Raw genomic sequence first — 20,431 nt, forward strand, 5'->3', positions numbered from 1 at the left:
GCTCGCGCCGACGGCTCCGGGACGCTCTGCCGGCCGCCGGGCCGGGGCCGGGGCCGGGGGGCTTAGGTGGTGACCCTGGGCATGGTGGCGCCGGGCGGGGCGTGGCGGAGCCGGTCAGCGGCGGTGCGGGTCGTCGTCGGGGAGCCATGCGTCCGGGTCGTCCAGACCGCAGTCGCCGACCCCCTCCGTGAGGGCGTCCACGGTGCTGAGCACGGCCGCGCGTTGCTCGTCGCGGCGCCACACCAGGGACCACGTCCAGTAGATCTTCGGCCCGGACACGGGGTGCGCGACGAGATCGGGGGGCAGCGGTGTCCCCTGAGCCTTCGGGCAGTTGAGGACCGGGCGACGCGCACGGCGTACGTGGTCGAAGAAGCCCGGACCGGTGATGCCTCCGTCGGAGACGCGCACCGCACGGGCGCCGGTGTCGCGGGCCAGCCGCTCGGCGTAGACGTTCCAGGACGACCATGTCGTGACGTCGGTGTCCGTGAGGACGAGGAGGTCCTGGGCGCGGATGTCGTCCGGCTGACGGCCTGCGGAGACCGCGTACAGGCGGTCCGCGCCGATGAGCCGGGCGTTGAGGCCGCGTTCGTCCAGGTCCTGCCGGCGGACCCAGCACACCGCGAGGTCGAGACTGCCGTCCGCGACCCGTGCCGCCTGGGTGTGCGAGGGCGCGACCCATGCGTCGACGTGCACCCGCGCCACGGCCGAGGTCCGGGCCGTCAGGTCGGGTGGCAGCCAGTTGACGTAGCCGATCCGGACGGATTCCGAGCCGGCGATCCTGGCGGCGCGGTTCCGGAGGTCGTCCGCGCGCTCCAGCAGGTCGCGTGCCTGCGGGAGGAGTGCCGCACCGGCGGCCGTGAGGGCGACCGAGCGGCGGTCGCGGTCGAAGAGCCGCACGCCGAGGTCGCGCTCCAACGCCTTGATCTGCTGGGACAGCGACGGACCGGCTATCAGCAGCCGGTCCGCGGCACGCCCGAAGTTGAGGTCCTCGGCCACCGCTACGAAGTACCGCAACTGACGCAACTCCATGAGGCCCATGCTACGGAGCGGTGACGGCAGCCCCGGGGTCCTCCGTGACCTGTTGGCTCGCAGTTGGTAGTCACAGGCTCCCACCGCAGGTCAGAGAGGGTGTAGCGAGGATGCTTGGGTGAGGCGGACCGGAATTAGGCGACTGGTCGTCTGGTTCTTCCACGTGACCGTCCGAGGAGGACCGGTCGGCACCACCACCGTCACAGACCGAACGAAGAAGGCAGTCATGAGCAACTCCGGCAAGAAGGTCGCCGTCATCACCGGTGCTTCCCAGGGCATCGGCGCGGGCCTGGTCGAGGCGTACCGCAAGCTCGGTTACGCCGTCGTCGCCACCTCGCGGACGATCGCCCCTTCGGACGACCCGGACGTCGTCACCCTCCAGGGCGACATCGCCGACCCCGCCACGGCCGAGCGCGTCGCCGCCGCCGCGATCGAGCGGTTCGGCCGCATCGACACCCTGGTCAACAACGCCGGCATCTTCGTCGCCAAGCCGTTCACCGAGTACACCCAGGAGGACTACGACGCGGTCACGGGCGTCAACTTGAGCGGGTTCTTCCGGATCACCCAGCTCGCCGTCGAGCAGATGCTCCGTCAGGGCGGCGGCCACGTCGTCCAGATCACCACGAGCCTGGTGGACCACGCCCTCTCCGCGGTGCCCTCGGTGCTGGCCTCCCTGACCAAGGGCGGCCTCCAGTCCGCCACCAAGGCTCTGGCCATCGAGTACGCGACCCGTGGCATCCGCAGCAACGCCGTCTCCCTGGGCGTCATCAAGACCCCGATGCACTCCGAGGAGTACTTCGAGACGTTCGCCGCCCTGCACCCGGTCGGGCGGATGGGTGAGATCAGCGACATCGTCGACGCGGTCCTCTACCTGGAGGGCGCGCCGTTCGTCACCGGCGAGGTCCTGCACGTCGACGGCGGTCAGAGCGCCGGCCACTGACGCCGGGTCCGGCGGTCACCCATCGCCGGACCCCTCCGGCCCATCGGCAGGCCGCAGATCACGAGCGTGATCGGCGGCCTGTCGCGCATTTTAGGGTGTTACGGCACCTAATGAATAGAACCGGGCGTGATCACGGCAGTTACCATGACCGCATGCCTGCCAAACGCCCGTATGTCTCTCCCCTGCGCCAGCAGGCGGCCGCACGCACGCGCGCGGAGATCCTGCGGTGCGCCACCGAGCTGTTCGCCGCACGCGGTTACGGCAGGGTCACCGTGGCGGACATCGCCTCCGCGAGCGGAGTGTCAGCCAAGACCATCTTCGCCAGCGTGGGCAGCAAGGGCGACATCCTGAACGAGATCGTGGACCAGGGCGTGGTCGCGTCGGACTACGAGAAGACCATGCAGCACGTGCTCGCGCTGCGTTCGCCGGAAGCCGTCCTTGAGGCGCTGGCGCGGGGCACGCGGACCGGCAACGAAGGCCAGTTCCAGATCCACGAAGCGATCCGGGCGGCCCTGCCCGTCCACGAGAACGGCGAGGCCCTGTGGGAACGGGCGACCTCCGCCTACCGTGAGGCCCTGCGGACAGCCGCCCGCCACCTGCACACCCTGACCCCGGCGCCCGACCGCCCCGAGGAGGAGACGGCGGATCTCCTCTGGTTCTGGTTCGGCCCGACCGGCTGGCGCACCCTGGTGCGGGAGAACGGCTGGCCCTGGGAACGTGCCGAGGCCTTTCTGCTGCACACGTCCGTCGCGACCCTGTTGGGCCGCACCCCCACACCGGAAGACCAGCCGTCCGAGTAGAGCGGTGACCGGACCGGCGTTCCTCGGCCCCTCGCCTGCGCGGGGGCGCATCTTTCACACCGTGGTGTCGCGCGGCAGCGCCGCGGCGGCCTGGGCTGCTTGCGCCGTGACCTCGGAGGCGGCCTTTGCGGCTCGGCCGGTCACCCGCCAGGACAGCATGCGCAGTCCGGCGGCCGGGCCGGGGGGAAAGACGCCGAGCTGACCGAGCATGGTGAGGTCGTCCCGCACGGCTTCGTGCCGGACGACCTTGCCGTCCCGCAGGTCCAGCACGTGGATCTGCTCGAAGTCGATCTCCCGGCCGGTGGGCGGGACGACCTGGTCGACCCCCTGGTCCTTGAAGAGGACGAAGGCACCGGTGTGCCGGCCCCGCATGCGCAGCCGTACCCACGCCTGGGAGTCGCTGGTGACGATGTCGGCCACGGGCAGCCGGAGGTCGCCGAACGCGTACCGCATCCACGCGCTGGAGGCGAGCACGCCCGCCGGACCCGGGATCCGGCAGGCCGGAGGAGACACCGCCGCTTCGCGGTTGTGGAACTCGTCGTGGACGACTTCGGCGGCCAGCGCCGGGTCACCGGTCTCCAGGACCTTGAAGAGCGCGTGACCGAGGTCGGAGGCGTGCATCGGCATGTGGTCTTGCCTTCCCTCTGCGGTGGGCTGCGGACGGACACCCGCACGGGCGTCCCGCCAATTAGGGTCACACATTACCTATTGAATAGCCCATACATGAACCTCCTTGGCGGGCGAGGCGGCGCCTCCTCGGCAGGCCCTTGCCTCGTGGAACACCTCGCTCACCTCGCCGGCGCGGCCGACCAGGTGGGCTGCCCCGGGGTTGGCGACACGCGTGCCGGGTGCTTGAACAGGTGAGGGCCTTCTGGATTCGGTGTGGATTGCCCAGTCCCTGTACAACCTGGCCCGGTAGAACGGCGGTGTGCGGGTGTGGGACCGCTACCGCTGGGTGCGCGTGAACGGTCCCACCCAGGCGATGACCGGCGACCCCTCGGCCCCGGTCCTGGCGGATTTCCACTCCCTGGCGTGCGCAACTTCGACGGCCGCGGCGCCTTCGGTTCGCTCGCACGCCAGGCGACCGTCCCGCACCCCGACGGCCTGTCTGACACCCGGCCGCTACTCCGCGCTCGACCTGCTGGTCACTGCCGTGAACGGGGACCAGCACGCCGACCTCCACGGTGCCGCTCGCTGTCACCGGACCGGGCCGGTACGACACCCCACTTCGGTGAGGACACGGCGCTGACGACAGCCACCCGGTACCACGTCAACGGGACAGCGGACGGGCGGGCCGTGCGGATCTAAGGACGGCTTCCGGCGGCCGTCTGTTCGTCCGCGGCGTCACGCGTCCCCGGTGAGGCCCAGTTGCCGCAGCATGCCGAGCTCGTCACTGCTGCCCCAGCGTTCGACGAGCCTGCCGTCACTGTCGAAGCGGCTGATCTGCATGCCCCGGTAGCTCACCTTCCTGCCGGTGGGCGGGTGCCCCCTCAGTGGTCCGAGGTGTGTTCCGCTGATGGTGTAGGCGAAGGCCAGCTCGTCATCGGTGGCCACGAGGTGTTCCACCGCCACGTTCAGGTCCGGGAAGGCGGCGCGGAGTTCGCCGAACATCGCCTTGTACCCGGCGGGCCCGGGCCCCTGGCCGGGGGCGGGGTCGTGGTCGATCGAACCGGGCGCCACGACCTTGTCGAGGGCGTCGAGGTCCCCTGAGATGACGGCCTCCGCGAAGGCGGTCTGGGTGGCGATGTTCGTCTGTCTCGACATAGCGCTCCTCCTGCGCCGATCAGGCCACCGATCCAAGGCGGCCGGACTTCCGCGGGCGCCCGCGGGTGCGGGAAGCCAGAGAGGCGAGGCATCCCCCGGTCCGCGTGCTCGCCGGGCGACTGCCGCGCGTCCCGCCGCAACGGCCCGGCCCGCCCCCGGCCGACCAGGGGCACAGCGCACACCAGGCCACGGCACACGTGTGTCCCGACGCGGCGGACCTGTGCCACGGTCTCTCCAGTCTCCCCCTGTGGCCCCGCGAGGGCACTCCGGCAGGCGGTGAACAGCCGCGCGCTGCCGGGGCATGTGCCCGAGCGGCGGCGGACGACCGTCGCGCGAGCCTCGGCCGGGGCTCGCGCGGCGCGTTCCCAGCACGAACGCGGGCAGCCGGGGGCACCGCTCGGCCCGTGAGCCGCTGTGCGGATGGTCGTCCCTCGCGTGGCTGATGCGCGGGGCGGCTAGCAGAGCGAGATGACGGAGATCCCCGCGGACCGGCACCCCGGGGAGAACCGCGCGCCGCGAACCGCGTACGGTGCGGGGCGGGTGGCGACACGCGGGGTGGTGGGCGGCGAGGAGGCGGTCCACGGCACGCGTACGGTCCTCACCCGCCGCGCCACCCACACCGCACCGCATCGGCCCGGAAGGACGAGCCCCGTGCTCACGTCGTACGCCGCCCACTTCGACACGCCCGCCGGGTACCTGGACTTCGCGCGTTTCGGACCGCCGTCGCGGGACGCCGTGGCCGCCGGGGCGCGAGCGGTGGCCGAATCCGCCACCGCCGACCACACCACCGTGGACGCCCTGATGCGTGCGGAAGAGGCCGCTCGGGAGACGGCCGCCCGCCTGGCGGGCACCGACGTCCGGCACACCGTGCTGCTCCCGAACACCTCCACCGGCCTGTTCCACGCGGCTCTCGGCATCCGGGAAGGCGTGGTCCTCGCGCCGCGGACCGACTTCCCCGCCAACCACTATCCCTGGCACCGCGCCGCGCAGCTGGGACGGGCCACCCCGCGCTGGCTCGACCCGGCGCCGGGCGCCGGTGTCACCCCCGACCTGGTCCGCACCGCGCTGACCGATGACGTGGTCGCCCTGTCCGTGAGCGCCGTGGACTTCCGTACCGGCTTCCGCGCCGACCTGGCGGCGCTGCGCGAGGCGATCGGCCCGGACCGGTTGCTGATCGTGGACGGCATCCAGGCGTTCGGCGTGGCCGCGCTGCCCTGGGACACGGCCGACGTACTGGTGACGGGCGGCCAGAAGTGGCTGCGCGCGGGGTGGGGCACCGGCTTCGCCACGCTGTCCGACCGGGCACTGGAACGCCTCGACCCCGTCCTCACCGGCTGGACGGGCGTCGAGGACGCCGGCCTCTTCGACGGAACGGCACACCCGCCGGCCCCGGACGCGCGCCGGTGGTCGATCACCCATCTGAGCCCGGTGACGGCCGCCGCGTTCGCGTCCGCGCTGGCCATCGTGGAGCGGCACACCGTAGCGGCGATCGAGGGCGCGATCGCCACGCGGATCGCCGAGCTCTCCGACACCGTCCAGCGGTGCGGGGGCCGCGTCCTCTCCCCCGCCGACCCTGCGCGGCGAGCGGGCATCCTCTCCTTCACCATGCCGGGGCACGACCCGTCCCTCGTGGCGAAGGCCCTGCACGCCGAGGGTGTCACTCCGACGGTGCGCGCCGACTCACTGCGTTTCTCCCCGCACGCCTCGACGCCGCCCGAGGTTTCCGAGCGGGTCGCCGCCGCGCTGTCGTCACTGCGGAACTGAGCCCGCCGGACCGGGCACGGGCCCGCCGGACGGGAACCGCCGGCCCGGGTGAGCGTCGCGCGGCGCGCCCGCGGACTGCCGGCTACCAGGTCTGTTCGCCGGCGCGGACGAGGATCTCGTTGACGGCGACCCGGCGGTCCCGGGTGACGATGTAGGACACGGCGTCGGCTATGTCCTCGGGCCGGAGCGCCTCCATGCCCGCGATCTGGCGCTCGACGGCCTGTCGTACGCCGTCGCGCAGGTGCGTGCTCAGTTCGGTGGCCACGGTGCCGGGCTCGACCACGCTCACCCGCACGCGCTTCGAGATCAACTCCTGCCGCAGCGCCTCGGTGAAGCCGTTGACCCCGAACTTGGTCAGGTTGTAGACAGCCGTTCCGGGGCGGGCGACCCGTCCCGCGGTGGAGCTGATGTTGACCAGATCCGCCACTCCCCGCGGCGAGTCCTCCGCCGCGCGCAGGAGATGCGGCAGCGCGGCATGGGTGACGTACAGCAGACCCTGCACGTTCACCTCCAGCATGTGCTCCCACTCCTCCAGCGGAGAGTCCACGGCCTGCCCGACGCCCATGAAGCCGGCGTTGTTGACGACCGTGTCCAGACGGCCGAGCTCCGCCACCACGCTCTCCAGCGCGCTCGCGGCCTGCTGCTTGTCGGTGATGTCGGCCTCCACCACGAAGGCCGTGCCGCCCTCCGCCCGCAGTGTGTCCGCGAGCGCCTCAAGGCGTGCCCGCCGCCGTCCCAGCACGGCGACCGCCGCGCCTTCCGCGGCGAGCCCGCGTGCGGTCGCCTCGCCGATGCCGCTGCTCGCACCGGTCACCAGGGCCACCGTGTTCTGCAGTCGCGCGGTCATGTGTCTTCCTCCTCATAGGGGTGGTCGGGCAGGTCGCCCTCGGATGCCGGCGATACGGGGAAACGGGCAGCGAGCCGGGCGTCCGTCGTGGTCCGCCGTGGTCCGGCGGCGCCCCTCGCCCCTCGTGCCAAGGCACGGTAGCCTCGTAACCGGAACCGGTTCCGGATGCACAGTAAGCGGAACTGGTTCCGCTTGCAAGCGCGAGGGGAAGGAAACAGGTTGACCGGCAAGGGCACGGACGGCACCGGACGGCAGGACAGGCCGCTGCGCGCCGATGCGCGACGGAACGAGGACCGGCTGCTCAGCGCCGCGGCAGAGGCGTTCGCCCGGGAAGGCACGGGCGCCTCGGTCAAGGACATCGCCCGCGCGGCCGGCGCCGGTGTCGGCACGCTCTACCGCCGGTTCCCGTCCAAGGAACTGCTGATCGAGGCGACGTACCGGCACGAAGTACAGGCGTTGTGCGCAGCGGCACCCGAACTCACCGCTTCGCTGCCCCCGGCGGAGGCACTCCGGGCCTGGATGGAACGCTTCATCGACTTCATGGCCGCCAAGCACGGCATGGCCGACGTGCTCCGCGTGGTGCTGACCGACGAGGGCGAGCGGCTGACCACCCGCGCCCACCTCACCGAGGCGGTCCGTCACCTCCTCGCCGCCGGGGCGAGCCGGAACGTCACCCGGTCACAGGTCGAAGCGCAGGACGTCCTCATGGCCCTCGGCGGCATCAGCGTCATGGCCGACACCGAACAACAGCCCGGCCTGGCCCCGGCCCTGATCGACCTGCTCCTGCACGGCATCCTGACGCGCTGAAGGGCGGCCGCCCGTAGTGCGCACCACGTGGGGCGGCCGCCCCGTCCCGCCACAAGGGGGTGGGTGGCGGGAGTCTGGCAAGAGGTACACGTTGCCGCCGGGGGGATGTTCAGGGGTCACCGACCGCGGAGACGGCGATCGCGGGCGATCTACACTGTGGCCATGGCAGACGCGACGCCCCTCAAGCCCTTGGACCCGGACGAGGAGGCCTTCCTACGGGCTCTGGGCAGAGTGATCACGTTCCTGCCCCGGGTGGTCGACGCGGACATGCTGGAAGAGCAGCCGATCTCGGGTACCGAGTACATGGTCCTGGTGCACCTCTCCGAGGTGCCGGACCACCAGATGCGGATGAGCGAGCTCGCCGGCAGGTGCGGGCTGTCGCTGAGCGGCATGACCCGAGTGGTCAACCGGCTGGAGTCGCAGTCGCTGGTCATCCGGGAGAAGTCGCCGGACGACGGGCGGGCCTGGCTCGCCGTCCTCACCAGCGCGGGCTGGGCACAGCTGAGGCAGGCGTGGCCCACCAACCTCGCGAGCGTGCGCCGCCATGTGTTCTCGCGCCTGGACGGCTGCGACATCGCCGCCGCCGCGAAGGTACTGGAGCGCATAGCGCCCGCCTGACGTCAGCTCGCCCGAGTGGGCCGCCTCCGCCCCGACAGCGACTACCGCCCGCGCTCGGCGGAGAGCGCCGCGGGCTCGACGGCAGGGCGATGACCGCCCCGGCCCGTGCCTACCGGGAACACGGGTGGGAGGTAGCGCACCGGCCGGGCCGGGGCCGTACGGTCGTAGCCGGCCGGCGCCTCGGACAGGCGGTATTCCGAGCTGGGCGGCCGCTGCCAACAGCCCGTCTCTGCGGGCGTGATGGAACAGTCCGTACCGGGCCAGGTCCAGCACGGCTCCGGCGAGCATCCCAGAACCAGGCGGTGGGCCGTGAACTGATCGGCGGGCGCGGCGAGTTCGGCGGCGTCGTGGCCGAGCTGTCTCGTCGGCACGGCCCGGGGGCCGTTTCACGTAACCGCGTGATCATGATATACACCTCCTTCACATCTTCTTCACTATCCGTTTCCCAGGCTAGGACCCGTCGTGAGCGCTGCTGGTTCCGGGGGGCGGGTGCAGCCCGCCCGCCCGGGTGATCCTTCCCGTGTCGGTCCTTACCGGATCATCGGCCGCCTCGGCTCCGGCGGCATGGGGACCGTCCACGCCGGTCTCACCGCCGACGGGCTCAGGGTCGCCGTCAAGGTGATCCACCCTGCGCAGGCCGAAGACCCCGAGTTCCGGGCCCGGTTCCGCCGCGAGGTGCAGATGTCCGCGCGGGTGCAGGGGCCGTGTCTCGTGCCGTTGCTCGCCGCCGACCCCGAGGCCGACGCGCCCTGGCTGGCGACCGCCTACGCTCCGGGCCCCACCCTCAACCAGTACCTGGCCGGCCACGGTCCCCTGACCGGCGGCACCTTGTACGCCTTCGCGACGGGCACGGCCCAAGCACTGGCGGCCGTCCACGAAGCCGGCGTGGTCCACCGCGATGTGAAGCCGCAGAACATCATCCTCACTCCGGCCGGCCCCCGCGTCCTGGACTTCGGCATCGCCCGCGCCGCCGACGGCACGAGCGTGACCCGGACGGGCGTCATGACCGGCACGCCCGGCTGGATCAGCCCCGAGTACTACCGCACCGGCGCCGCCGGGCCGGAGGGCGACATGTTCGCCTGGGGTGCGCTCGTCGCCTACGCCGCGACCGGCCGGCTCCCGTTCGGTACCGGCGCGCCGGACGTGGTCGCGTTCCGTGTGATGTCCGGGGACCCCGACCTGGACGGTGTGCCCGAGGAACTGCGCGAAGTCGTGGAGAGCGCCCTCTCGAAGGAACCAGCCGACCGGATATCCGCCGCCTCGGCCGCCCAGGAGTGCTCGCGGTTGCTCGCCTCCCAGGCCACCCAGGTCCTCGCGGGCGACGACGGACCGGCACCCACCCGGGCCGGTGAACTGGTCACGGCCGTGTGGGAGATACCCACCGTCGACGACCCCGCCTGGCACGCCCCCTCCCCTCCTTCGCGCAGACGGACCGTCACGACCGTGCTCGTGGCCGCCGCCGTGATCGGCGCTCTCGCCGGGGGCGCCCTGGCCTTCCCGGCCGCCTTCCCTGACGACGGTGACCGGGGCGGGGCGCGGGACGCCGTCGCGCAACGGCCGACCGCGTCCCCGGCCCGGCACACCGACGACGCCACCGGGCCCGCCGGAACCCCAGGTCCGGCTGCGGCGACGCACACCGCCGACGATGCGCGCGGGATCCGCGTACCGACCGATCCGCTGGCCGGCGTCGCCGACCCGGCGTTCACGCGGGCCGGTGACGAGGAGCAGCCGTCGGACGACGAGTGGAGGGCGAGCACCACCGCGAGCACCCAGGAGGAGAAGGACACCGCCCGGGCGATCGAGGACGACGTGAGGTCGATGCTCGCCACCAAGGGCCTGAACCACCTCACCGCCACGGTCACGTTCAACCGGCGTGCGCAGACCGTGATGGTGACCGGCGGGCCGGTCTCCCAACTGCCGGAGGACGACCAGGAGGTGTTCCGCAGGGCAGGTGAGACGGCATCCTGCACCACTCTCGCCCGCCGCCTCCAGAGCAGCCCCGCCACGTGGCCCTACGGCCGTTACTCCGTCTTCTGGAAGGACTCCGACGGTGACACCGAGGCGGACGTCCTCGGTTTCGGCCGGGCCACCGACGGGTGCTACAGCGAGGTCGCGGGGCAGTGGCGGGGGGACGAGTCCGGCATGGCGACCGCGCAGATACCCAGTGCCGACAACGACGAGATCCGGGTCGCCGACGCCACGGACAAGGCCATCACCGCCGCGTGGAAGGCCCGGGTCGCCGAGGGCAACGGCGTGGACCCCTCCGCCGCGGACGACGACATCAGCCTCGGGTTCGACCCGGCCGAGAAGGCGGCGTACGTATGGATCCAGGACACCTACGGAGCGCTGATCGGCCGCGCCCAGAGAGACAACTTCCAGGATGTCGCCCGGAGGACCACCTGCGGGAAACTGAGGGACGAGTACAGCAGGAACCGGTCCTGGCAGTACATCCGCTGGTCCGTCGCCGTCTACAGCGGGAACATGGGTACCCCCGAGTTCATCGGCTCGGGTGACTGCCTCTCCTGACGCGGACGGACGCACGTCGCACCGGCGTGCTCAGCCTCTGCGGCGCTGGGCGACTCAGCGGTGCCGTTCCTCGGGCCAAGGCCGGAACCTGCGCCTCCCCCACTCCTGCGCCCGTTCCCTGATGCGGCGACGCAGCCAGATCGTCCACAGCCCGAGCGGCGTCGCCACGAGGGCACCGAGCAACGCCGGACCCCAGCCGGCACCACCCCCGCTGAACCGGATCATCACGGCCAACAGCACATACATCGCCAGGGCAACGCCCGCTCTCCGCAAGGTTTTTGACACGCGGTCCGGGTACCCCGGCCGGACTCGGCCGATCCGGCGATGTGCCTCAGCCGGGGGCGACCCGGTGGATCGCCAGCGCGTCCCTGTGGTGCGTCCTCGTGTCGGAGGGCGCCCACACCAGACGCCCGACTGCCGGGGACCGGCCGGGCAGCGGCTGACGCCCGTCCAGTTCGGCCTCGACGAACAGGCGCAGCCGTGCGGCACACCTGCGGTAGAACCGCAGCTGGGTGCGGCGGCCGAACAGGCGCCACCCGAGGTGGGTGATCCGGTCCAGGGTGGGGGCGCCCTGCGAATGGCATGAGACGACGAACAGCACCTCGCCGGTGTCCTGCCGTTTCACCACCTCATAGGTGGCCCGGCCGCGTTCCAGGTGGCCCTCCAAGGTCTCGTAGGCCCATCCCCAGACGCGGCCGGTCCCGTCGCGCACCTCGTCCACCACTGCGGTGACGCGCACACCGCAGTAGAAGTGCATGCCGTGGAACCGTGCCTCCAGCAGCATGTCGCGGCCGAGCAAGGGGGCGGCGGGGTCGTAGAGCGCGCGCACGATCTCCGGCGGCGAGAACTCGTAGTCGCGGACCAGACGGCAGGCCCGTTCCCAGGAGCCTCCCGGTTCCGGCGGGCCCGGTCGCTCCGCCGGCAGCGCGGTGCGGTGGACGTCGATGTTCCACGACGGCCGGCGTACCTCGTCGACCGCGTAGTTGACGCGCGCGTCCGCGAGGTTCCGCCACACCTGCACGGCGTCGGGCCGTCCGAAGACCCGGTTGCCCAAGGAACTCATTCGGAACCTTCGAGCGAGTCGCCGATCAGCCACAGCGTCGGCGGCCACAGACCCACGAAGAGCGCGCGCCGCTCGGCGTTGCCCCGTTGCTCCTGGTCGACGGCCTTCGCGCGCACCCACAACGTCACGCAGAGGCCTACGGAGGCGAGCGAGACCAGGTGCAGATGACTACTCCGCACACCTGCGCGGCGCAGGAGCCGGACCACCATGGGAACCTCCGGGTCGCTTCCTTGTATCAGCATTTTTCGCGAAAGTACGCTTTTATCAGGGTATAGACCTTTTGCCGATGTTTCATACGGAGTCGAAGGGGCCGGGATGACGCCTCCACGCCGTTCTCGGACGCTGACCGTGCTCGCGCGGTGGCTTCTGGGCACAGGGCTGGTCTCGTGGCGCTACCTGTGGGAGACGACGCCTTTGCACCGGGGCGGCGAGTGCCGCGGTGACGAGACGGACCTCCCGCCGGAGCTGCCGCCCGCGGCGGTCGACAGCCGGGTGCAACGGGCCGAGGACGGTTACGGCCCCCTGTTCCACCGCCTCTTCCGCGTGCGCATCGCCGATACCGACGTCGGCCCGGGCCGGCTCATCGAATGGGTCTGCCGCGATTTCAAGGGATTCGTGCCTTCCGAGGTGGTCGACATCCACACCGGTGACCTCCGTGACCACGGTCTGGACGTCGGGGACGAGCTGCTGGTGGAGATGCCGGGGCCCTGGAACGGACCGGTCAAGGTCGTCCACCGTGACGGCGAAAGCCTGCACCTGGTGACCCTGCGCGGTCACATGGAGGCAGGTCAGGTGCATTTCCGCGCGCGAGAGGAGGACGGTCTGCTGGTGTTCGAGATCGAGCTCTGGGCGTGCCCCGGCAGCCGCCTGGTGCACCTTCTGTACTCGCACCTGCGCCTGGCGAAGGAGATCCAGCTCAACATGTGGGTCCGCTTCTGCCTGGCCGCCGCCGCGATGTCGGGAGGCCGGCCGGCCGACGGTGTGCACATCTCCACCCGTTGGCTCAAGTCGCCGGAAGGAGCCCCGGTGCGCCCGGTCTCCCGGGCGGGGGCGAACCCTTCGGGCGGCGCGCCGGCCCAGGAGGCGCCGCCGGCGGACCGGTCCGGCCGGCCGGGCGCGAGCCGGGACCGCCGGCGGAGGGACAGCACATGAGGGCAAGCCCGCTCCAGGGCCGGACCGTCGTGATCACCGGAGCCGCACGCGGACTGGGAGCGGCCCTGGCGCGCGAAGTGGCCCGGCGCGGGGCGCGCCTGGCACTTCTCGGCCATGAGGGGCCCGAACTGGATGCGTTGGCGGCCTCCCTGCCCGTACCGGCGCTGGCGGTCGAGGTCGACGTCACCGACAGCGCGGCTCTGGACGATGCGGCGGGCGAGGTCCGCGCACACCTCGGCCGGCCGTCGGCGGTCGTGGCGAACGCGGGAATCGCCGAGGGAGGCCCCTTCGCGACGTCGGACCCCGCCTCATGGCGCCGTGTCATCGACGTGAACGTGACGGGCAGTGCCCAGACGGCGCGGGCTTTCCTGCCCGACCTGACGGCGACGGCGGGCTACTTCCTCCAGGTCGCGTCGCTCGCGTCACTCGGGGCCACCCCGATGATGAGCGCCTACTGCGCCTCCAAAGCGGGTGTGGAGGCCTTCGCCCACTCCCTCCAGGCGGAGGTGGCCCATGAGGGGATCGCGGTGGGTGTCGCCTATCCCGCCTGGGCGGACACCGACATGATCCGCGAAGCCGAGGGCTTCGCGGCCCTGCGCGAACTGCGCGTGCACATGCCCCCCGGCGTCCGGGACATCCGACCGGCGGACGCGGTCGCCGCCCGGCTGGCGCGCGCCGTCGAGCGCCGCAGCACCGCCGTCTACGTCCCGGCGTGGCTGCGCCTCGTCCAGCCCGTGCGCTGTGCCCTGCCGCCCGTGGTACTGCGGCTGGCCCGGCACCATCTGCCCCGCTGGGACGCCGGACGGCCGCTGCGTGCCACGGGCAGCCTGGGCGCCGGTGGACGGGCCGACCGCGCCGCGGCCGCGGCGGACGGCGACGGGCAGGGCTGATTAAAGGTCCAGGACGACGTCCTGAGCGGGTTTGGAGCAGCAGATGAGGATGTTCCCGTCGCCCGGCGGTTCGACGGGATCGGGTGAGTAGTCGACGCTCCCCGACATCAGGGCGAGTTCGCATGTGTGGCACACACCGGTGCGGCACGACCACTGGACCGGGACGTCGCAGGCTTCGGCGAGTTCGAGCAGGGAATCGCGGGTGTCGTCCCACGCGACGGTCAGCCCACTGCGTGTGAACGAGACGGAGGGGCCGGTGCCGGCCGGCCCCGCGGGCTGGTGCGGCGCCCCGGCCGGCGGCGCGCCCTTGATGCCCGGAGTGATCGAGGGCCCGGAGCCGAAGTTCTCGGTGTGCACGCGCGACGCTTGCAGGCCGGCCTCGACCAGGGCGGCGGTGACATCGTCCATGAAGGTCACCGGCCCGCAGATGTAGGCGTCGGCATCGGTGGGCAGACCGAGGCCGAGAACCCGCTCGCTGGTCAGGCGTCCCGCCTGCGCGTAGTCCTCGCCCTGCCGGTCCTCGGCGTTCGGCCTGCTGTAGTAGACGACCGACCGCGCGTGGTCCAGGCTCTCCAGCAAGCCGCGGGCCTCCTGGGCGAAGGGGTGCTCCGTGCCGTTGCGGGCGCCGTGCAGCCACCACACCTGCCGCCGGGAGCGGGCGCTCACCAGCGAATGCAGCATGGCCAGCACGGGCGTCACCCCTACCCCGGCGGACACGAGAACCACCGGACGGTCGCCGTCGGACAGGCAGAACGTGCCGCGGGGCGCGGCGACGTCCAGGCTGCCACCAGCGCGGGCGTGTGCGCGCAGGTAGTTGCTCGCCACGCCGTGTGGCTCCACCTTCACGCTGATCCGGTACGTGCCGGTGCCGGGACGGCCGGACAGCGAGTAGCTGCGAATCAGCGGTGGCCCGTCCTCCTCGGGCCGTATCCGCACGGTCAGGAACTGTCCTGGCAGGGCGGCCGGCAGGGCGGTGCCCTCGGCTGCGGCCAGGGTCAGGCTGATGACGCTCTCGCTCTCGGGCCGGACGTCCGTGATCGTGAGGGGGCGGAAGCCGGCCCACGCAGGGGGCGGGGCGCTGGATGCCGCCGTGAGGCCGGCGCTGCCCGACGACGAGCCGCGCCCCCGTTCCGCCTGCTCAAGAAGCGTGCGCATCGACCCCTGCCAGCCCGGGCTGAGGGCGGGGATCCGCAGGGCCCGCTCCACCTGCTCGCGCGTGTGTCCGGGGAGGTAGAGGACCGAGTCGATCTCCTCGACGGTCATCGCTTCCGGGCCGGTGGAGACCCTGACGATCTCCTGCCCGGCCTCCACCTCCCCCTCCTCTATGACACGCAGGTAGAAACCGGGCCGGTGACGGGCCACCAGCAGCGCCGCCATCTGCGGCTCTCCCAGGCGCAGGCCGACCCGGTAACACGTCACCCTGGGCTGTGAGACCTCGAACAGGGCCCCGCCGATGCGGTACCGGTCGCCGATGCACACCTCGTTGTCGGGGAGCCCGTCCACGGTGAAGTTCTCGCCGAAGCTTCCGGGCGTCAGGTCGTCGCGGCCGAGTTCCCGCGACCAGAAGCGGTAGGACTCGAGCTGGTAGACCAGCACGGCCCGCATCTCCCCACCGTGTCCGCCGAGGTCGCCCTGGCCGTCTCCGTCGATGTTCAGCCGCCGCACCATCCGCGGTCCGGACACGGTCTGCTTGTACACGCCGGTGTACACGGTCCTGCCGTGCCAGGGCACGTCCGCGGGCATCCCCACGTTGACCGCGACCAAGGTCGCCACCGCTCACCCTCCTCGTTCGGGGTCCGGCTTGCTGGTGCGGAAGCGCTCCAGGAAGGTCTGGTCGTGCAGCCGGGTGTCCGGGCAGACCGGCCTCGCGCCTGCGGAGAACACCTGTTGGCCGGCGATCGTCGTGGTCCGGTGGTACGGAGGGAGGCATGCCGACCTCCCTTCCCGGGGATCCCACTTCTACGGTCCGCAGGGAGCCTGGGGCACGGTGCCCACGCTAGACCCGGCGTCCGGCAGCAGCCACTCAGGACCCCATGCCGGACGTTCCCGACTGTCCTGTCCAGGATCGTTCCGCTTTGCGGAGTTCCGGCAGACCACCGGAGACACCGGCTTCCGGGTGGGTGGGAACGTCCGGCCGGGTGGGGGCCGTTAGGCTTGGGCGTGCTGGCGGGCAGTCGGGTACGGCGCTCGCGCGGCTGCCCGGGTCTCCCCATCGAAGGACGGCAACAGAGTGTCTTTCTTCACCATCGGCCACCGCGGTGTCATGGCCGCCGAGCCGGAGAACACCTTGCGTTCCTTTCTGCGGGCCGAGCGCGAGGGACTGGACGGCATCGAACTGGACCTGCATCTGAGCAGGGACGGCGAGTTGGTCGTCATGCACGACGAAACCCTGGACCGTACGACGGACGGCTCGGGTCGGATCGCCGACCAGGAGCTGAGCAGGCTCAAGGAGCTCGATGCCGGTCTCGGCGAGCGGATCCCGACGTTCGGGGAGGTGCTGGACGCCGTCGGGCCGACGCTGCCGATCCAGGCGGAGATCAAGGACGTGGCCGCTGCCCGGTCGCTGGCCAAGGTGCTCGCCGACCGTGACCTGCTGGACCGTGTCTCGGTGCTGTCCTTCCACGACGCCGCGCTGATCGAGATCCACAACCTGCTGCCGCAGGCCCGTACCGTGTTGGTGGCGGGCGCCAGCGCGCACCGTGACACCTTCGTCGGCCGCGCTCAGGAGGTCGGTTCCAGTCTGGTGAGCGTGGACCTGCGCCAGCTGAACCAGGCCATCGTGGACAAGTGCGGTGCGGCCGGCATCGACGTGATGGCCTGGACGGTCAACGACGAGCGGGACTTGGCGCTGGCCCGGGCGCTCGGTCTGGTGGGCTGTGTGACCGACCAGCCTGGCATGAAGCGGCTCGTGGAGGCCACGGCCTGACCCTCCGGGCCGGCACGGGTCGTCGGGCTGTCGGCGACGCCGCCGGGCTTCTTGCTGAAGGCCAGACCGCGGTTGTAGCGCTCTGCAAAAGCGGCCGGTACGGCTTCGACGGTGTCGACCGCGGCCAGCGCGAAGCCGTTCGCGTCCCTACGCGGACGGCGCCTTGATGAAGCTGCCGGTGGCCGCCGGCTCTGCGCTGCTGCCGTCGCTGCCGGCGCTGTCTGATGTGATGACCACCGGCCACCACGGTGCCGTCACCGCCGGCGTCGGCGGTCGGCCTGTGCGCGGTGATCGCCGCCAAGCGGCTGGGCGCCGGGCGGATCGTGCTCGCCGGCCGCCACGAAGCGCGCACCGGACTGGGCCGCGAGTCCGGCGCCACGGACGTGGTCGCCGAGCGCGGCGAGGAGAGTACCGTCCGCATCCGCGAGCTGACCGGCGGCGTGGAGAAGGTCACCGAGGCCGTGGGCACCCGCCAGGCCGTCGACACCGCGCTAGGCGCGGTCCTGGGCGGCGGCAGCGTCAGCCGCCTGGGCGTCTTCCAGTACGAGCCGGGTCCGATCGGCCCGGCGGAGTTCATGCGCAACATCACCCTGACCGGCGGCGCCAGCCCCGGCCGCGCCACATCTTCTTCATGCAGAGCGTCACCCTGAACACCGCCGCCTATGGCAACGAAGAAGCAGTTGGGCTCCCTTGAAGGGCTGGCGCTGCCGTCGTCAGCCCACGTCCTGGCTCCGGTCCATGTGGTCCTGCCGGGCGGGGGCCGCGAGGGCGGCGTCCGCGGTGGGGAAGAGCGGGAGCAACGTGTCCAGGCCGAGGAACTTCCACACCTGCTGGTGGTGGGCGTTGAAGGCCGCGAGGCGCAGGGTGCCGGTGCGGGCGTCGAGCATGCGCCACAGCGCCAGGAACATGCTGACGCCCGACGAGTCGAGGTATTCGACGCGGGACCCGTCCAGGACCAGGGTGGTGCAGCCCTGCCGGACCAGGTCCTCGCACTGGGCACCGATGAGTGACGCGGTGTCGTAGTCGATCTCCTCCGGCAACTGTGCGACTGTCGTGTCCTCGCCCCGCATCCGCACGGTGAGCATGGGTGACGTGCTCCCAACTTGGCCATTCGCCTGGTACCGCCCTGTGTGGGCACTGTCGTACGCCTACCCGTCGTTCGGGCCGGCGTGCCTGCTGGCGGCGACGACTCGACTGTCCGTGCAGAGTACAGGGACGCCTTCGGGAGTCGGGCGGGATCCCCGGATCACTCGGGCAGCGCGGTGTCGAGACGTATCGTGGTGCCCTCGTGCGGTGTGGACCTGATCTCCACGAGGTCGCAGAGCTGCTGGACCAGCCACAGGCCGCGTCCGCCCGCCTGCCGGGGGTCCGGCCTCCTCCGTCCGGCCAGGGGGTCGTCGATGTAGCCGGCGTCGCGGAACTCGCACACGAGCCGACGGTCCTCGCTCCATGTGCGCAGTACGCCGTGTCCGCCGCCGTGGCGGATGCTGTTGGTCGCGACCTCCGTGGCGGCGAGGTGCAGTTCGCGCAGGCGCCGGCCCGTCAGGCCGTGCTCTTCGGCGCAGGCGGTGATCTTCTCGCGCACGGAAGACAGCTCGCCCTGGGTGTAGGAGAACTCGTCGTACGGATCACAGGCGCCGGTGAGCGGGGTGAAGCGGTACGGCGCCTGCGGGTCGTACGTCTCGGACTGAACGGTCCGGCCGTTCTCGCGCAGCTCGGGATGGCAGCGGGCCATCTGCGCCAGCCCGCCGTCGTCCTGCGCGATGTCGTAGGGGCACAGCAGCCACCAGGCCGGGCCCTGGGCGAACGCCTTGTTGAGAAGCCACTCGTGGTAGCGCAGCTCCTGGGCCTCGGCCTGGCCCCGGACCGCGTCCCAGGGCGATTCGCCGATCCCCCGGACGGGCCGCCCTTCCGAGACGTGTTCCTGGAGCCACTCCTGCCAGGCGGCGATCAGCCTGCCCGGATGGTGCGCCACCCGGCTGGTGTCGACGTAGCGCACGGCGTCGTCCTCGATCTCGGCGCGCAGCAGGGAAGCCTTGTCCTGCGGGACGGCCACGACGACGGCCTCGCCCCCGTCGAGCGCGTCCCGGATGAAACGTGCCGTGCCCTCGACGAACTCGTCCCTGCCGGAGTACGGGTACAGCTCGTGCCGGTAACCGGAACCGGCCGCGGCGGTGGCGGGCGCGGAGAAGGTCGTCACGGCGCCATCACCACCGGGATGTCGGGGAAGGCGAAGCCGGACAGCTCCCAGGTCAGCCGCACGGTGTCGTTGGCGCCTTCCAGGATGATCTTGCGGTCCGGAAGGTGCCTGGCGGCGTCGGCCAGGGCAGTCATCCCGGAGGCGTCGAAGAACTCCAGGGCGTGGCAGAACAGGCGCACCGTGTCCCTCTGGGCCAGGAGGGCGCACAGGACGGCACGGAAGGCGTCCGCGCCGTCGCCGTCGACGATCCCGGTCACCGCCCAGCCTTCCTTCCCCGCCCGGAACACCTGGAACGCCGGAGATACCGGAGGACTGCCCAGCCGGTGGGGATGCACGCACCCGAGTCGCTGGAGAGCGGGAAGGTCCCAGTCGGCGGCGTGGTAGGCGCAGACCACCAGGGCTCCGGTGTCGGCGGCGAACTCCTCCAGGGCGAGTTCGCTGCGCAGCAGTTCGTCGGTCCGCGCCGCGCGGCACCCGGGAGCGACGTGACGCAGCACCCGGAGCGAACGGAACCCCTGCCGGTCGGCGGTGGCCGCCTCGCGGCGGACCGCGGCCAGGAGGGAACCGCCCAGCCGGGCGGGATCGAGCACGAGCCGCGCGAACTCGCTGTCGGCCTGGAGCATGGGACCGACGATCACCACCTTGTCGCCGTACAGCTCTCCGTCCGCGACGAAGGCCCGGCTGCGGTCGACGACGTCGTCAGCGGGGTCCAGTACCTGACAGACGTGATCACCCGTGTCGACCTCGTCCAGGGTCGTCAGAGTGCGCGGCGCTCTCACTACCCCTCCCTCGCTTGCTGCCACCACTCTACTGACACACCGCGGGCACCCGCTCCCCCTCCGGCCTCGCACGCCGGGCCCCGTGGCCCCGGGTCCGCCGTGCCGGCCGCAGCCGAGCCGGGAACGGTCCGGTGAGCCGGTGGGCGGCGACAGCCCGGTCGCATCCGGGCTCACCACGGCCAGGTGCGCTTCCGGCACGGCGTCTGCCCGGTGCGGTGTTCTTCCGGTCCGATCCGTCCGGACATCCCTCGCGGCAGCGGGTCCCGCGCCGGTGACGGACCGCCGGGGGCGAGGTGCCCGGCTGACGGGGATGTCCCCGTCCGGTG

19 protein-coding genes and 2 pseudogenes are annotated in these 20,431 nt (G+C 71.9%); 11 read left to right on the forward strand and 10 right to left on the reverse strand.

All coding sequences use genetic code 11. From position 1 onward, the window contains the following. Positions 1 to 114: 114 nt before the first annotated feature. On the reverse strand, positions 115 to 1,038 hold the full coding sequence (locus AB0947_RS27845; RefSeq protein WP_366753076.1) for a LysR family transcriptional regulator: 924 nt from the start codon (positions 1,036 to 1,038) through the stop codon (positions 115 to 117). Between the two features lie 217 nt (positions 1,039 to 1,255). Between AB0947_RS27845 and AB0947_RS27850 the strand changes: the two genes are divergently transcribed. Beyond that, positions 1,256 to 1,969, forward strand: coding sequence for an SDR family oxidoreductase (locus AB0947_RS27850; protein ID WP_366753077.1), 714 nt, complete (start codon positions 1,256 to 1,258; stop codon positions 1,967 to 1,969). Between the two features lie 152 nt (positions 1,970 to 2,121). Continuing rightward, positions 2,122 to 2,769, forward strand: a complete 648-nt coding sequence (locus tag AB0947_RS27855; protein WP_366753078.1) for a TetR family transcriptional regulator — start codon at positions 2,122 to 2,124, stop codon at positions 2,767 to 2,769. Between the two features lie 54 nt (positions 2,770 to 2,823). Here the strand turns inward: AB0947_RS27855 and AB0947_RS27860 are convergent, their stop codons facing one another. Then, positions 2,824 to 3,396, reverse strand: coding sequence for an ester cyclase (locus AB0947_RS27860; protein ID WP_366753079.1), 573 nt, complete (start codon positions 3,394 to 3,396; stop codon positions 2,824 to 2,826). A 262-nt stretch (positions 3,397 to 3,658) separates the two neighbouring features. On the opposite strand from AB0947_RS27860, the pseudogene AB0947_RS27865 reads away from it, so the two are divergent. Then, a pseudogene (locus tag AB0947_RS27865) lies at positions 3,659 to 3,882 on the forward strand (hypothetical protein); the annotation flags it as partial. Positions 3,883 to 4,113: 231 nt separating this feature from the next. On the opposite strand, the gene AB0947_RS27870 reads toward AB0947_RS27865, so the two are convergent. Continuing rightward, positions 4,114 to 4,533, reverse strand: coding sequence for an ester cyclase (locus tag AB0947_RS27870; protein WP_366753080.1), 420 nt, complete (start codon positions 4,531 to 4,533; stop codon positions 4,114 to 4,116). Between the two features lie 468 nt (positions 4,534 to 5,001). Between AB0947_RS27870 and AB0947_RS27875 the strand changes: the two genes are divergently transcribed. Next, the gene (locus tag AB0947_RS27875; RefSeq protein WP_366753081.1) at positions 5,002 to 6,297 is read left to right on the forward strand and encodes an aminotransferase class V-fold PLP-dependent enzyme; all 1,296 of its coding nucleotides are present in this window, start codon (positions 5,002 to 5,004) and stop codon (positions 6,295 to 6,297) included. 82 nt (positions 6,298 to 6,379) lie between these two features. Here the strand turns inward: AB0947_RS27875 and AB0947_RS27880 are convergent, their stop codons facing one another. After that, on the reverse strand, positions 6,380 to 7,144 hold the full coding sequence (locus tag AB0947_RS27880; RefSeq protein ID WP_366753082.1) for an SDR family NAD(P)-dependent oxidoreductase: 765 nt from the start codon (positions 7,142 to 7,144) through the stop codon (positions 6,380 to 6,382). Positions 7,145 to 7,363: 219 nt separating this feature from the next. Between AB0947_RS27880 and AB0947_RS27885 the strand changes: the two genes are divergently transcribed. From AB0947_RS27885 to AB0947_RS27895, 3 genes are all read left to right on the forward strand, one after another. Further along, the gene (locus tag AB0947_RS27885; protein WP_366753083.1) at positions 7,364 to 7,951 is read left to right on the forward strand and encodes a TetR family transcriptional regulator; all 588 of its coding nucleotides are present in this window, start codon (positions 7,364 to 7,366) and stop codon (positions 7,949 to 7,951) included. A 162-nt stretch (positions 7,952 to 8,113) separates the two neighbouring features. Beyond that, positions 8,114 to 8,569: a MarR family winged helix-turn-helix transcriptional regulator gene (locus tag AB0947_RS27890; protein WP_366753084.1), complete on the forward strand. Its 456-nt coding sequence runs from the start codon at positions 8,114 to 8,116 to the stop codon at positions 8,567 to 8,569. 489 nt (positions 8,570 to 9,058) lie between these two features. Continuing rightward, the gene (locus AB0947_RS27895; RefSeq protein WP_366753244.1) at positions 9,059 to 11,095 is read left to right on the forward strand and encodes a protein kinase; all 2,037 of its coding nucleotides are present in this window, start codon (positions 9,059 to 9,061) and stop codon (positions 11,093 to 11,095) included. Positions 11,096 to 11,426: 331 nt separating this feature from the next. Here the strand turns inward: AB0947_RS27895 and AB0947_RS27900 are convergent, their stop codons facing one another. Both AB0947_RS27900 and AB0947_RS27905 read right to left on the reverse strand, forming a co-directional pair. Then, entirely contained in the window at positions 11,427 to 12,158 is a 732-nt protein-coding gene (locus AB0947_RS27900; RefSeq protein ID WP_366753085.1) for a DUF1990 family protein, read from the reverse strand. Next, positions 12,155 to 12,367, reverse strand: coding sequence for a hypothetical protein (locus AB0947_RS27905; protein WP_366753086.1), 213 nt, complete (start codon positions 12,365 to 12,367; stop codon positions 12,155 to 12,157). The genes AB0947_RS27900 and AB0947_RS27905 overlap by 4 nt, the downstream gene beginning before the upstream one ends. Here AB0947_RS27905 and AB0947_RS27910 point away from each other — a divergent pair. Beyond that, positions 12,366 to 13,310, forward strand: coding sequence for a hypothetical protein (locus tag AB0947_RS27910; protein WP_366753087.1), 945 nt, complete (start codon positions 12,366 to 12,368; stop codon positions 13,308 to 13,310). The genes AB0947_RS27905 and AB0947_RS27910 overlap by 2 nt on opposite strands. Then, entirely contained in the window at positions 13,307 to 14,200 is an 894-nt protein-coding gene (locus tag AB0947_RS27915) for a short-chain dehydrogenase/reductase (RefSeq protein WP_366753088.1), read from the forward strand. Before AB0947_RS27910 ends, AB0947_RS27915 begins: the two co-directional genes overlap by 4 nt. Here the strand turns inward: AB0947_RS27915 and AB0947_RS27920 are convergent, their stop codons facing one another. After that, entirely contained in the window at positions 14,201 to 15,973 is a 1,773-nt protein-coding gene (locus AB0947_RS27920; RefSeq protein ID WP_366753089.1) for an MOSC and FAD-binding oxidoreductase domain-containing protein, read from the reverse strand. 457 nt (positions 15,974 to 16,430) lie between these two features. On the opposite strand from AB0947_RS27920, the gene AB0947_RS27925 reads away from it, so the two are divergent. Together AB0947_RS27925 and AB0947_RS27930 are read left to right on the forward strand one after the other, a co-directional pair. Further along, positions 16,431 to 17,126, forward strand: coding sequence for a glycerophosphodiester phosphodiesterase family protein (locus AB0947_RS27925; protein WP_366753090.1), 696 nt, complete (start codon positions 16,431 to 16,433; stop codon positions 17,124 to 17,126). Positions 17,127 to 17,218: 92 nt separating this feature from the next. Then, positions 17,219 to 17,746 (forward strand): annotated as a pseudogene (locus tag AB0947_RS27930) (zinc-binding dehydrogenase); the annotation flags it as partial. 93 nt (positions 17,747 to 17,839) lie between these two features. Here the strand turns inward: AB0947_RS27930 and AB0947_RS27935 are convergent. The 3 genes from AB0947_RS27935 to AB0947_RS27945 all read right to left on the reverse strand — a co-directional run bounded on the left by AB0947_RS27935 (position 17,840) and on the right by AB0947_RS27945 (position 20,105). Then, a complete protein-coding gene (locus tag AB0947_RS27935; protein WP_366753091.1) occupies positions 17,840 to 18,211 on the reverse strand; it encodes an STAS domain-containing protein in 372 nt (123 codons plus the stop codon). A gap of 161 nt (positions 18,212 to 18,372) precedes the next feature. Further along, a complete protein-coding gene (locus AB0947_RS27940) occupies positions 18,373 to 19,326 on the reverse strand; it encodes a sensor histidine kinase (protein ID WP_366753092.1) in 954 nt (317 codons plus the stop codon). Beyond that, positions 19,323 to 20,105, reverse strand: a complete 783-nt coding sequence (locus tag AB0947_RS27945) for an MEDS domain-containing protein (protein ID WP_366753093.1) — start codon at positions 20,103 to 20,105, stop codon at positions 19,323 to 19,325. Before AB0947_RS27945 ends, AB0947_RS27940 begins: the two co-directional genes overlap by 4 nt. Positions 20,106 to 20,431 lie beyond the last annotated feature (326 nt).

The sequence above is a fragment of the Streptomyces sp. NPDC047841 genome, assembly GCF_040704085.1.
Lineage (GTDB): Bacteria > Actinomycetota > Actinomycetes > Streptomycetales > Streptomycetaceae > Streptomyces > Streptomyces argyrophylli.

What these genes read in the sequence shown, in the direction of transcription:
- AB0947_RS27860 (WP_366753079.1), bottom strand. Translation starts at nt 3,396, where the DNA reads ATGCCGATGCACGCCTCCGACCTCGGTCACGCGCTCTTCAAGGTCCTG.
- AB0947_RS27875 (WP_366753081.1), top strand. Translation starts at nt 5,002, where the DNA reads ATGACGGAGATCCCCGCGGACCGGCACCCCGGGGAGAACCGCGCGCCG.
- AB0947_RS27880 (WP_366753082.1), bottom strand. Translation starts at nt 7,144, where the DNA reads ATGACCGCGCGACTGCAGAACACGGTGGCCCTGGTGACCGGTGCGAGC.
- AB0947_RS27915 (WP_366753088.1), top strand. Translation starts at nt 13,307, where the DNA reads ATGAGGGCAAGCCCGCTCCAGGGCCGGACCGTCGTGATCACCGGAGCC.
- AB0947_RS27900 (WP_366753085.1), bottom strand. Translation starts at nt 12,158, where the DNA reads ATGAGTTCCTTGGGCAACCGGGTCTTCGGACGGCCCGACGCCGTGCAG.
- AB0947_RS27910 (WP_366753087.1), top strand. Translation starts at nt 12,366, where the DNA reads ATGGGAACCTCCGGGTCGCTTCCTTGTATCAGCATTTTTCGCGAAAGT.
- AB0947_RS27890 (WP_366753084.1), top strand. Translation starts at nt 8,114, where the DNA reads ATGGCAGACGCGACGCCCCTCAAGCCCTTGGACCCGGACGAGGAGGCC.
- AB0947_RS27855 (WP_366753078.1), top strand. Translation starts at nt 2,122, where the DNA reads ATGCCTGCCAAACGCCCGTATGTCTCTCCCCTGCGCCAGCAGGCGGCC.
- AB0947_RS27850 (WP_366753077.1), top strand. Translation starts at nt 1,256, where the DNA reads ATGAGCAACTCCGGCAAGAAGGTCGCCGTCATCACCGGTGCTTCCCAG.
- AB0947_RS27905 (WP_366753086.1), bottom strand. Translation starts at nt 12,367, where the DNA reads ATGGTGGTCCGGCTCCTGCGCCGCGCAGGTGTGCGGAGTAGTCATCTG.
- AB0947_RS27845 (WP_366753076.1), bottom strand. Translation starts at nt 1,038, where the DNA reads ATGGGCCTCATGGAGTTGCGTCAGTTGCGGTACTTCGTAGCGGTGGCC.
- AB0947_RS27935 (WP_366753091.1), bottom strand. Translation starts at nt 18,211, where the DNA reads ATGCTCACCGTGCGGATGCGGGGCGAGGACACGACAGTCGCACAGTTG.
- AB0947_RS27870 (WP_366753080.1), bottom strand. Translation starts at nt 4,533, where the DNA reads ATGTCGAGACAGACGAACATCGCCACCCAGACCGCCTTCGCGGAGGCC.